Source organism: Halomonas sediminis (assembly GCF_044871105.1).
Classification (GTDB): Bacteria; Pseudomonadota; Gammaproteobacteria; order Pseudomonadales; family Halomonadaceae; genus Vreelandella; species Vreelandella zhuhanensis.
Genome location: NZ_CP085246.1, coordinates 582,670 through 595,860, shown reverse-complemented (window position 1 = coordinate 595,860; position 13,191 = coordinate 582,670). Strand labels below are relative to the sequence as shown.

The window sequence follows — 13,191 nt, the reverse complement described above, 5'->3', positions numbered from 1 at the left end:
ATTTCCAATGGTTTTGTCACCACCCATGGATACGATATTTATTGTTTCACACATACGTGCCAGAAAACTCTTCAAACGAATTAGTCACCGTAAACCCAACGTCACTCCCTAGTGCTTTGAAGTGCTCTTTGCCACACGCGATCTTGGCTTTCTCAGTTGGACGTAGCGCATCGGTGAAGAGGGAGCCCTTGGTCTCCACAACGAAATACAGCTTCTCTTTGCCGTCTGCTTCGATCAGAACTGCCCAGTCCGGGTTATAGGTTCCCAACGGTGTCTCAATCTTGAACCAGCCAGGCAGCTTTGCGTACAGCTTGATATCTTCACTGTCCTCGAATGCCTTAGCAAACTCCAGCTCAACATCAGAGTCGTAAACCACATGGTCAAATACCGACTTTTGACTCACGACCATGTTTTTGTGCAGGTAGCCGAAAAGTTCATTGTCGCTGAATAGCTCTTGGGCATAGAACTGATCATCACCAATTTTGTGGTACTGAATGCCATCGACCACAAACAGGCGCATCTGCTTCTGGATGATGTTGGACACCTGCTCGATAAACTTTTGTGGGTTATTCTTAAACGATTCTAGGCGACCGCTGCCGTTGATGATCTTGACGATGGCGCGTCGGGTCAGATTGGTTTCGTTCTGCAGGTAGGTGATCAAATCCGGCAGTTCAAATGACTTCGAATCATAGGTGCTCGCAACCCCCGCATCTTCCTCAACATGCACACCGCCACGGTCAATATTGACCTTGGATTTGCGGTAGATAAACCGAGCTTTCCCTACCTGAAGGTTGGCCTTGATCTCTTCTGCGCATGTTGCGATCAGCGCATCGGCATCAAAGTCGACCCGGAAGGTGGTTTTATACTTTATACGATCCCACAGTGCTTTGAACTCAGGGCTCAGAAATACGGCTTTATTGAGCGTTACCTTTTCCTTGTCATCACGATTTTTGATGTTAAGACTGCCTGACACCTTCTTCAGCAGCGCAGCAATCTGTGGCGCATGCGCTTTAAACTCTTCCGGCAATTCTAGGTCGCCACTCTTCAGAGCCGTTTTAAGCGAGTCCTGAACTTTGCCCTTGGAATCGATGTGACCAGCGTTTTCCAGATGGTCCCATAGCTTCGTAGAAGCCTCCACACCCAGGTATTCATGGCTGTAGTCATCGAACGGGACAACGATGTTGGCAAACAGGTGCTTCTCAACCACACCAAACTTAATGCCTTCTTCCTGTTCGATCTCCTTCTGAAGTTGCTCAGCAAACTGCTCGTAGGATTCATTGGCCATGACCGTCAGGGTGTTTACCTCAAAGCCATGAACGCGCTCACCATCCTGGTTTACACAGATACGCAAGCCACGGCCGATCTCCTGACGCTTTTTGATCACGGAGTTGGTTTCATTCAGCGTACAGATCTGGAACACATTGGGGTTGTCCCAGCCCTCTTTCAGAGCCGAGTGTGAAAAAATGAACTTTAGTTTTGAATCAAAACTGAGCAGCTTTTCCTTGTGTTTCATGATCAGGCTATAGGCACTGCCGTCGGATTCAGCACTCGCCGCTTTTCCATCTTTACCCAATTTTGACTCTTTCAGTATTTCCTTACCGGATGAGTCTTTCTTCTTATCAATGGCGAAGTAGCCGTTGTGGACGCCCTCAGCGGCAGTATCCAGGTCAGCCCCTTCAAACAGCTGGCTGTATTTTGGCTTGTGAATCGCTTTGTTGTATTCCTCTTCGAACATCAACGCGAATTTGCCTTTCTGGGAGTTACCCTCTTTATCGTACCAGCGGTAGTTGACCACCTTGTCGATGAAGAAAAGGCTCAGCACCTTGATGCCCTGCGGGCGCAAACGCATCTCTTTGTCGAGGTGCTCTTCAATGGTTTTGCGGATTTGCAGACGTTTGTACTCGTCCGGATCAACTTCGCCAATAGCCTGGCCCAGCTTCAAGATCTCTGGCTTGCTGGTAAAGCTGATGTATTCGTTGCCTAGTTCGCAGTAGATATCTTCGATGATGTAGCCATCGTAGACATCGCGACTACCGCTGTATTTGCTATCTAGCAGGTCAGCACCACCCGTTACCGTGACTTCTTTACGTTGGATGCCACCGCTCTTGTTTCGGCTATCGATCTCAATCTTGGCTGTAATGGGACTCTTCTTGTTATTCACACTCAGCAGCTTGATATAAGCTTTGTTGTGACCGTCTTTAACCTCAATTCCTGCCACTTCAATCTGTTTGACCAGCTTCTGATCATAGGCATCCACCGAGTCCAGTTTGTAGAGCATGTGATGCTTTTCGACGTGCGTCGCCGAGTAGCGCAAGGTGCACATCGGATTCAGCGATGAGATGGCATCATTACTCTTAGCGGTGGTATCAACGCTTTGCGGTTCATCCACGATCACGATGGGATTGGTCTGTTGGATAAACTCAATCGGTTTAGCCCCAGTCATGCGGTCGTGAGCCCGGTGGATGATGTTGGCTTTATTTTCCTTTTCAGGGTCACTGAAGCTCTTACGGAAAGCGTCAATGTTGATGACCATGATCTGAATATCAGGACTGGTGGCAAAGCTTCTTACATCGGATAGTTTGCTGGAATCATAGGTAAAATGATCAAAGGCGACGTTTTCATAGAGCTCTTTGAAATGGGTAGCCGTGATCTCCAGCGACTTCTGCACCCCTTCTTTAATGGCAATGGAAGGTACCACAATGATGAACTTGGTGAAGCCATAGAGGCGATTCATTTCGAACATGGTACGCAGGTAAACGTAGGTTTTACCGGTGCCGGTTTCCATCTCAACGGTAAGGTGGATTCCGCTTTTGGAATCAAATGATTCAGAGGGAGCCAAGCCATTTTTCAGCTGTGTCTTGCGGATGTTGGCATGAATATCCTCATCCAGTAACCGCAACCGGTTACCAATTCCTAAGGTGTTATCCTCTTTGCCATAAAACAGCGAGTCTTCTTCCCAGGACTGCAAAGGCGCTACAGTAAAGTTGGTCTGACAGATCTCCTGCCCGGCGAACACGCCGGTGACAGACTCGATAGCTTGCTTTTGATAGTCTAGGTTTGCATCAAATTGGATCTTCATCTTACAGGCTCCTTACATCTTGGATGCCAGCCTGTTTTAGAATCTGCACCGCATTGGTTTTCACCACATCGTCTGCAAAACCAGCGTCCTTGAAGACCACACGCATAATTTCCGGAGCCAGCTCATCTTTCAGCTTGGCGATTCCCTCTACTACCTCCAGAGAAATATCGTCTGACAGACAGATCATTAGAGCACCCTTACCGATATCAAAAACCTTATGCCCGGCAATACAGTGTTCGGTGATCGGTAGCGTCAGGTCCAGACCGTACTTGAGCAGTACTTCATAAAGAACATCCTCTTGTTCGCGGCCGGGCTTGATATTGGAAATTTGATGTTCTAGGTCCTGTTCGGTAAATTCGAAATTCAGTTCCCAAGGCTTGATATTGGTCGAGTCGAGCTTAAATACTTTGAAGCCAAGGTCGCCTTGGTATTTTGTATTTTGTTCTTTGAGCTTTGCAGCAGCGCGCTTAATTCGTTCTTTGCTGATTCCAGCGATGGTTTTGTAGCCAGCCTTGAAGGCTTCGGATTTTTCATCAATGACTTCGGGAAGCTGAACCATGATGAATTTTCGATTCCCATAGTCTTCAGTGTTTAGCTGCATGACTGCATGGGCCGTAGTGGCTGAACCTGCGAAGAAATCGAGGACGATGTCACCTTTTTGAAACTTCGGCAGCGTTAAAAGCAGCTTTAGTAATCCAATATTTTTAGGGTTATCAAACAAATCCCGCAAATCTTTATCAATCGCTTTCTTTGCCGTTTCTGTTTTTACATCAATTCCTTTTTTGTTGTCATTGACAATCAAAGACTTTACTCTAACATTAAAATTAAAGTCTTTTTCGTATATATTTTTATCTTTATAGATAAGAGAATTAGATTCATGAAGCCTTCTAAATTCTTCTAAAGTGTATGTGTTTTGAATAAAAAAACCATCACGAAAAGAAATATATCTCTTGTATCCACTTGATATCAAGCATATATTTTTATCTTCAATATTGTCTTCCGACTCAAGCACCAAGTCATGGGATTCAGGATGCCAATAGACTGAGTAGTGTTTCCTTGAGACTTTCTCAGAAACTATTGGATTGGTACTTTCACCGACTATAACTCTCTTACCAGGTGTGTAACTTTTACCATTCTGATCGGTGTGAATTGAATCAGGATCTTTTGGTATATTTTCAACAAATCCAGCGTCTACATTAGCCTTATCCTTGGCAAAAATCATTAGGGATTCACTACAAACCGAAACAAACCTTGAGTTTTTTCGTCCTTTGGGATTGTTTTCCAAGGCAATCAAGCCAACAAAGTTTTCTTCACCATAAATCTCATCACAAACTTTTCGAAGGTTTGATACTTCATTGTCGTCGATTGATATGAATATAACCCCTGCATCGGACAACAGATTTCTCGCTAACTTCAAGCGCGGATACATCATGTTCAACCAATCGGTATGATAACGCCCGCTGGTTTCCGGGTTATTCGAAAAATTTCTGCCCTCACTGTCTATTTGACCAGTGATTTCTTTGTAATTATTTATATTATCTTTGAAATTATCTTTATAAATAAAATCATTACCCGTATTGTATGGTGGGTCTATATAAATAATTTTTATTTTTTTGTGATAGCTCTTCTGCAGGAGCTTGAGCACCTCAAGGTTATCACCCTCGATAAACAGGTTTTGGGTAGTATTCCAGTCAGCTGACTCCTCTTTACAGGGGCGCAGCGTGCCAGTGCTGGGCGTTTGCGCCAGCATGCGCGCCTTGCTTTTACCATTCCAGGTGAAGCTGTAGCGCTCGTCCCGGCCATCCACGTATTCACCCAACACTTCTTTTAACGCGTCAAAGTCTACTTTGCCCTCGGTAAAGGCCTCGGGGAAAAGCTCTTTTAGTTTGTTTACGTTTTCGGCGACGATATCCAGGGTTTTGCTATCCATTTCCGGGATGACTTTGCTCACAATGCGTCCTCTTAAACTCTTGGTGTCCAGTGAGAATTCTTTTACAGGTGCTCGGCTAGTTGCTTAAGCCTTAGCTCCTGCTGTTTGATCTGAGTGTTTAATGTGACCTGTTGACTAAATTCGGCCTTTTTGATCTGGGCTCGTAGTTTTTTAATAGCCAACTCTGTTTGCTGGTATTGGCGCAGGTATTCATGCTGCTGGCTCGCGTCGACGTTGTTTATCAGGCGATAAGTACCCGTGACCTCGGCACATTTGCGTGCGATCAGCCGACTACTCAGGGCCTGATAGAGCTCCCAAAAATTAGCTGATGGCAGTCCTGAAATATTGAGGCTCTTCAAAAAGTTCTGGTTCGCCTCAGTGGGTTCGTCGGCCGATGGCTGTTGCAACGGAATCCAAGGGGATAATTGTAGGTCCTCTATCACCCATTTCTCTTTATCGGCCTTGTTTATGCGTTTATCGGCTAGGCAAAGGGCCAGCTCGTCGTTATTGTCTGAGCCTTCTCCGTCAATGGGATGGGTAAAGAGGATAATCAGCGGATAGGGAATAGCACCATTGATAAAGTGGCCGATGCGCTCGGCTTGCTTGGTCACTTTGAGTTCGATATGCAAAACTGCCAGTTCGCCAAAGTCCCGCAGTTCGTCACGGTAAGGCGCGATGTTGATGGTGCTGGGTTTAAGGGTGTAGAGCCAGCGAACCTTTTCCACATCGTCTTTGAGCGCCTTTTTGTCTCTGGCGTCGAGTGCAGCATGCTCCTGGAACATCTTCTTATAGAGCGGTTTGTTCAGCAGGCAGCTATCCGGCACGCCCAGAGCATCGAGAAAGGTTTCAAACTGAGGTAGCCCAAGGTTCAAGTCTTTCATTCGGAACCTCCGGTCAGCACCAGATAAGACACAACCACGAAATCCTCAATACCTTGGCTGGACGTCGCGGTCAGCACCGTGCCGCCTTTGCTGAAGAGGCTCTCGATGCCTTTTTCTTCACTTTTGCCTGCGATGCTGTCTACAGCAACTGCGAGTAGGTGTTGGTAGTGGGTCATATCTCGCCCCTTGCGAGTACGGGCGTTCAGTGACTCGATGGCAGACAGGTCCAGCGTGGTGTGCGTAAATGCTTGCCGTTTAAGCAGGTCGAGTATCTTCTTGCTTTGGGTAAAATTGAGCTCTACAGCGGTGCTGCCTTGGGCCTCAGCGTCTGCCACGTACACCAGAAAGTATGGCGCCAGGGCGTAGTTTTCATCGACCTGAACAGCCTCTTTGCCTGAGCGAATATTCTTGAGACAGAAGATGACGCCCGGTTTAATGCCATCGGCTGCCAAATCCGCATCAATGGTAACGGCTGAGTACAGACCGAGCGGTGACTGCTCCAGCATGGCCAGATTGGCTTTATCGTTCATATAGCCGGATAGGTCCATACGGAAGTCATTGAGCGTGAGATCGGTGATGGAGACGCCGCCGCTCATATCCTCAAGATCCACCACGGCATCTTTAAGCTGCTGGAGCTGTTTACGCCGGTATTCAAGATCGTTCATCTCTTTGGCGCTTTCATCGATGACGTTCTCTTCACCGGTCGCGGAGATATCCAGTAACACCATACGTCCTGAAACCCTTGCCTCCAGGTTGATGTATTCATCCAGTTCCATGTTGGGCCAGAAGTTGATCAATTGAATCTGCGTGTTCTTGCTACCCAGGCGGTCGATTCGACCAAAACGCTGAATGATACGCACCGGGTTCCAGTGGATGTCGTAGTTGATGAGGGTGTCACAATCCTGAAGGTTCTGCCCCTCACTGATACAGTCGGTCGCTATGAGCAAATCGAGCTCGGTTGTAGCGGTTGGGTCGACCTTCTGCCGCTCTTTTGAGATGGGAGAAAAAGCGGTGAGAATGTTGTTCAGATCAGAGCCCAACCCGGTAATGGTGGTTTTGTTGGTTCCACCGCCGGTCACCAGTGCGCTGTGAATACCCAGCTCGTTCTGCGCCCACTGGGCCAAGTTGGCGTAGAGGTACTGTGCGGTGTCGGCAAAGGCGGTAAAGACAACGACCTTTCTGTTACCGGGATTGAGCGGGTTCTCAAATTTGTTCGCAATCGCTTGTTTAAGCAGTGCAAGCTTGGCATCACGTTGAGCGGTTACACGTTGAGCTGTTTCGGCAATGCTGGTCAAGAATACTCGATCGGCTTCCAGTTCCTGGCGGAAGCGGATCAGATCCATGTCCTGCAGCAGCACCTTGGTTTTATTCCCCACCATGAAGGCTTCCAACTCGGTGGATTCCAGCTCGAAATCGTGAATGTCCTCAATGCTTAGTTCATCGACCTCATCGGATTCGTGGGCATCTATTTTTGCCAGCAGGCGGTCCACTTGCTGTGCCAGCTTGGAAGCTGTCAGTGTGAAGGAGTGTATGGAGCTTTCCATACGTTTTAGCAGGTTCACCCGCATGAGGTGAATCAGGCTTTCTTCGCGGTCTACCTGCTTGAATACCCCCTTGCCGCCACCGACTGCCTGGTCATAGCGACGTGCGTATTCAGTTTTTTTGGCTTCACGAACAAACTTGAGGGGCGAGTATCCCGCCAAAGATAAACGCCGTATGGTTTTGTTCACCTCTTTCAGCGCTGGAAACTCACCTGTGGCATCAATATCAGCATAAATATTCTTGGGCGGTAGTCGTGTGGGAAAGCGGCCGATATCAGCCGTGCCGTAGTATTTTTCAACATGCTTGCGTGAGCGCGCAATAGTGACAACATCCAGAAGCTTGAAATAATCGAAGTTCATGGTGTCGAGCAGTGTCGCGGTCGTGCGATTTTCAGCGGGCTCTTTTACCCACTGATTAAACTGCTTTTGTGCATGACGCAGTGTGGACTCAATGTTCTTGATCCCTTCGTCCACGAACGCATCTTCTCGCCCTTCGGTGATGAACGCGACCTGATTTTTCAAATCATTCAAGCGGTTGTTCACCGGCGTTGCCGATAGCATCAAGACTTTGGTTTTCACACCGGAACGGATGATGTCGTTCATTAGTCGTTCGTAACGACTTTTGCCCTCAGCTTTGCTGGGGGAATTGCGAAAATTATGGGACTCGTCGATAACTACGAGATCGTAATTTGCCCAGTTCAGTGTCTCCAGATTGATTTCGCCGGAGTAGCCTTTCGGACGGGTGAGATCCGTGTGGTTGAGCACATCGTAATTGAATCGGTCGGCGGCAAGCAGGTTACGCTTGTCGTTGATGGTGTACATGGTCCAGTTATCACGGAGCTTTTTAGGGCACAGGACTAGAACACGGTCGTTGCGTAGCTCGTAATATTTGATCACCGCCAAGGCTTCAAAGGTCTTACCCAAGCCCACACTGTCGGCGATGATGCAGCCGTTGTGTTTTTCAAGCTTATCAATCGAACCAAGAACTCCATCTTTCTGAAACTTATACAGCTTGTTCCATACCAGAGTGTCTTTGAATCCGGTTTTGCTGCGAATGATATTTTCTTCGTCGATGTCTCCGAGAAAGTTCTTGAAGAGATGAAACAACGTCAGGAAATAGATAAGGCTGGCCGGTTGATCGGCTGCGATGTAGTCGAGCTTTGCGATTAGCTCTTTTTTGATATCTCCGACACTTTGAGCATCAGCCCAGACGCTATCAAACCAAGACAAGAGCTGCTGGGTGCTTTCCCGATCTGAAAGCCCCATATTCATCTGCAAGGTCTCTGAACGTACTTCGCCTAGCCCCGTCGGAGAGAATGTGGCACTGCCGTGAACAGCGAAGCTTTGGTCACCTGAATCAAGGTGGATAATGTTTTGACCAGGCTGACGGATCACGCTGGCTTTGACGTTAGCCTTGTTCGCCAGCCATTGCGAGAATTCGGCAGCGATCTGCTTTTGTTGCAGCTGGTTCAGTAATCGCACCTCACTTTCAGAGCCGATGAGGGGCTGTAGGGACAGCACTTCCCATCCGGTTAGCAGGAACCTTGCTGACTGTAGTTGCTTGAGTTCTTGCTTGAGGCTGGCAAAACCGTAAAGGGTGAACAGGCTAGACAGAACGGACAGCTTGGCTCCATCGAAAAAGTGGTTTTTTAGCTCGCTTCCAACGTGACCGCTGGCTTTGTTATCTAGTAGCACCTCAAATGTCCCTATTACTGCTTGTTATTTTTTGTTCTTCTATCCATCTCTCAATGTCTTCACGTTTGAATCTCCAGGATGTGCCTACTTTGAAAGCAGGAATCTTCGCCGATATTGCCATGCGATAGACAGTGCGTTCGTTGAGCTTTAGGTACGACGCAACATCCCTAACGGTCATTATTTGTTCAGCCATGTTTATAGCCCTGAGTTGGTGCAGGATTTTATCAATATGTCAGAATAGTACAAGGGTGTCTATCCAGGGACAACAAAGCTACTAAATGTCAGTCTTCTGATGCGTGAGAGGCTAGGTGGATGATGGGAGTGGTAATTACCAATGTCCGCACCGTTGGCCATTAGTATAATTGAGCATAACTCCATTACAGCAGGGCCTTAGACAGGAGGTCATTCGTTATTTTTTTGGCGAATCGGAGAGGTACCTAACATTGCTCTCCGGCAGATGCACTCGGAGGCGCTGGTTTTCCAGCGCGAGGTCAAGTATCTGTGATTGGGCGCCCAGTAATTGGCCGAGCGCTTTGTCACGCTGATCCTCAAGAGCTTCAACCTTCTCCTTCAGATCACGGTTTCTTGACCTTTGGGCAAGCATCATCTGTCTTGGGGATTTATGGGGAGCTTCATCCTTATGGGCTTCAATCCAGGCCTGAATATCTGCAACCAGCTCTGGAAAGCGGGCTCGACGAAGGGCAGAAGGGTCTACACCGGCTTCTTTACCGGCTTCTTTGGCGACATTGTTCTGACTCAGGGGTGTTCCCTTTGGCAGGATGTCAGGTTTGCCCGCCTTTAGACGCTCAAAGGCTTCCCGGAACTTCAGCTCCGCCTTGCTGATTTTTCTTGGTTCAACTGTTTTCGATGACATTGATCGCTCGCTCCGCGGACTCTAACTGCGCCTGCAATGACTCATGTAAAGGGGAATCTGGCATTGCTTCCTTGATTTGAAGAGTAGCAACGTCTTTAAGCTGAATATCATCGGAAGTCTTTGACCTGAGGTCACCTCCTAGCCCGCAATACCCCATAGTTTTCAAGGAATTCAATTGCTACGGATGGCCAGAGAACTTGTCGAACAACACCTCGTCATTCTCAAACCACAAACCAGTCAAGAAGATCTTTTCTGCTCAACCTCATTCCAGACCCCAGGCCAGCGGTTCACCAGAGCATGCAGCCCCGCCCCTTCTGCAAGCTTGGTTCTATAACGTCTCACTACCCAGCCAAACCAGAAACCAAACACACCAAGCCAATCCCCACCACTCAGTTCCCAATTCACCTCGAGATACCGAGGGTGTACCGACCTCTCCGGAAACCATCGAAACCAATAACATCACAGGCAGCAGATCAGGTTGGCCCCCACCACACTCATTGATGCAATCAGGGATAAAGGCCCGGTATCGGTAGGGCCAGGTACTGGCTTTCCATCTAGGCGAAAGAGATCCTTTGCTGGCTTAACCTCCAAGCCCAGAAAGTAAGCTTACCTATATTCTTCTTTATTCATTACGCTGCCATCCCCGAGACCAGCCTCGCCTGGCGTCGCGCTCGCTTCGCTGCGCTGCGCTGCGCTACGCTCACGCTAGCAGGCTCGTTGGCCCCAGGGATAGCAACGGAAACTGCCAACCCCAAACCCCACCCCAAACCCAAACCCCACCCCCAAGGCGCCCTTCGGGCCCCTCGAGGGTACCCCAGGAACCCAGATGACGTCAGGCTCCGAGTCAGCCGTAAGGAACCAGCAGTAGAAGCCCCCGCGAGCGCAGCGAAGCGGGGGAGTATCTGCTGCGTTAGTTCCGGCACGGCTGGCGAAGGAGGTGTGAGGGGGAAAGAGCAACCTACCTCTGCTCCCAAGACCGAAGATAAAAAAGGGGTCACCCCCCTTAAAGGTCTTTTAAGGGGGGTGACCCCTTTTTTCATATACTCCAAATTTAAATTCAAGGCATGTAAAAAACTCAGCACGCAGGTGAGGAACCTGAAACAATGAACCTAAATTAAATTAAAAAGGGTTCATTAAATGACCAGAGAGATTCTGCACGTTAGTAGTCGTTGCGGTGGAGGAAAGAGCCGCGAAACGATCAAGGAACTCGTAGACAACATTCTGAACAAGTACCCTGTCCGAGAGACCTACCTGTTCGCGTCCAAAACCAACGACCTGAGTCGGCAGAACTACGAAATGTTTGTAAGTACTGCCAAACTGTTTCCCCAGCATGCGATACCTGTCGAAAGGATCGATTCAGAAACCAGCAAAGGAACCGTCATTCAGGGACTCACGGAACGTCTTATCACCAATTTTCAAGGCGTCATTTTCATCTCGCATAGTACGCTTGCCACTATTGCCCCAAGCCTACTAGGCAAGACAAGAGTCGTTGTGGATGAAGTACCGCAGGAACTCGCCGGTTGCCTCGTTGTACGGCACGAAGCCAAAGACCAAGATTATCCTTGGGAGAAGTACCTCGTTAACGAAGCCTCCAGTCACACCGGCTACATGAAAACTCGAATTGATCCGCAAGCTGATCGGGATGACATACGTCGATACATCGACAACCTGAGAAAGGGTAGGGACAACGTTACAACAGAAAATGTGGCTGACTTGCTGGAGTTTCTGCTTGCGGATTACGAGGTCGTGTACACAACAACCACAAAAATGGACGGACCTCTCTACCGTTTGTATCAGGCCATTCACTACCACAGGTTAAAAGAGCTGGCCGACAATGTAGACTTCCTGGCCATCCTCAGCGCTCAGCTTAAAGAAACCCTCTTTGGGTACGTCGCTGAAAAGCATCTCAACCTCAAGATCGTTCGCAAGCCGATCAACGACACCGCAAACCTTCAGATGAAGCACAAGAATAAGGTGCGAATTATTCCATTCCTCAAGAATGGAAAATGGTCTACCACATTGAGAATGAAGCCAGCCAATGAATGCCTGATACGAGATGGGAAGCCAGAACCATCAATACTATCGGTGAGAATATTGGCTCAGGAGTTTTCTGAAACAGTGCTGGGAAACAGAGACTTCCTCATCACTCTGAACTCCAAAGACAAGCTGATCGAAAGCTTGGAACAGAGAGGAATAGTGAGCACCACGATCGCTGTACACGGAATGAATTCTTATCGACACCTTGATCATGCCGTCTACCTTGCCTCCAGTAATCCGACGCCTTTCGACATCAAGGCGCTCCTCATGTTTGCCAAAGACCATGGCCTGAATGGGGAAGACCTAATCGACTCAGTTATCGTAGAGCGATGTCATGAGGCTGCCTATCAGTGCGTGGCACGCACAAGTATTCGTAACGAACATCATGACCCGACTAAGGAGCATGTTTTCGTTGTCCCCGACATGCATTACGCAACTTATATCGCCAATTGGTTCGAGCCAGGGTGCGTCACCATCGACACTCAATTTTCCTACATTACTCAGTACGAAGATAGCCAGAAAATAGCAGAAGAAAATCGTCGAATGATCGTCACACACATCTTGTCGGAAAAGGCGAAGAAGAAAGAAAAGCTGCAAGTCCTTATCAAGAAGGCAGGCATCTCAATGTCAACTTACAAACGGTACAAGGAAGAATTCCGAGATGAGCTAGAGAAGTCTGGTTTACTACAACCTAAACGCAAAGCAGCCTGACCGATACCTAGCCGATAGTTCACCCATTCCCTTCCGCTCCAGTACGTTCTCCAATCCCGCATGGTTCAAGGGTTGGAGAACTTCTCCCAGACTTCTATAGAAGTTCTCTACGATATACTAAGTGGTCTCCCCTGAGCCCAACGGGGGGGTACACAGCCGATATCCTATCCATGCGCAATCATCCCACCAATTGCCCCATTAACGGGGTTACCTATGGCCACTCTTCTTCTATTGGTTTCAGGTTTTCTCGAGATACCTCATCTGCCTACGAGGGCAGTACATAGGACTGCCTGGCTTCATTCAAAAGGTACCCCCCCCCCCACCTAGCCGGCCCAGAAAATCCAAGCGCACCCCCATAGTGGTGGCTCCCCGAAGGGAACACCACACAACACACACGCAGACAGTTTCCTTAGCGCTTCCCTTCCTGGTTTGCTCTTGCCAAT

7 protein-coding genes are annotated in these 13,191 nt (G+C 48.4%); 1 reads left to right on the top strand and 6 read right to left on the bottom strand.

From position 1 onward, the window contains the following. Nucleotides 1-46 precede the first annotated feature (46 nt). The 6 genes from LG290_RS02910 to LG290_RS02885 all read right to left on the bottom strand — a co-directional run bounded on the left by LG290_RS02910 (nt 47) and on the right by LG290_RS02885 (nt 10,000). The gene (locus tag LG290_RS02910; RefSeq protein ID WP_499836177.1) at nt 47-3,079 is read right to left on the bottom strand and encodes a type III restriction-modification system endonuclease; all 3,033 of its coding nucleotides are present in this window, start codon (nt 3,077-3,079) and stop codon (nt 47-49) included. A gap of 1 nt (nt 3,080) precedes the next feature. Further along, on the bottom strand, nt 3,081-5,030 hold the full coding sequence (locus LG290_RS02905) for a site-specific DNA-methyltransferase (RefSeq protein WP_499836176.1): 1,950 nt from the start codon (nt 5,028-5,030) through the stop codon (nt 3,081-3,083). 41 nt (nt 5,031-5,071) lie between these two features. Next, nucleotides 5,072-5,890, bottom strand: coding sequence for a DUF4391 domain-containing protein (locus LG290_RS02900; protein ID WP_499836175.1), 819 nt, complete (start codon nt 5,888-5,890; stop codon nt 5,072-5,074). After that, entirely contained in the window at nt 5,887-9,126 is a 3,240-nt protein-coding gene (locus LG290_RS02895) for a helicase-related protein (RefSeq protein WP_499836174.1), read from the bottom strand. The genes LG290_RS02900 and LG290_RS02895 overlap by 4 nt, the downstream gene beginning before the upstream one ends. 1 nt (nt 9,127) lies before the next feature. Further along, nucleotides 9,128-9,304, bottom strand: a complete 177-nt coding sequence (locus LG290_RS02890) for a helix-turn-helix domain-containing protein (RefSeq protein ID WP_499837010.1) — start codon at nt 9,302-9,304, stop codon at nt 9,128-9,130. Between the two features lie 231 nt (nt 9,305-9,535). After that, nucleotides 9,536-10,000 (bottom strand): hypothetical protein, encoded by a 465-nt coding sequence (locus tag LG290_RS02885; RefSeq protein WP_499836173.1) that lies wholly within the window; start codon nt 9,998-10,000, stop codon nt 9,536-9,538. Between the two features lie 1,137 nt (nt 10,001-11,137). Here LG290_RS02885 and LG290_RS02880 point away from each other — a divergent pair. Further along, entirely contained in the window at nt 11,138-12,748 is a 1,611-nt protein-coding gene (locus LG290_RS02880) for a hypothetical protein (RefSeq protein WP_499836172.1), read from the top strand. Nucleotides 12,749-13,191 lie beyond the last annotated feature (443 nt).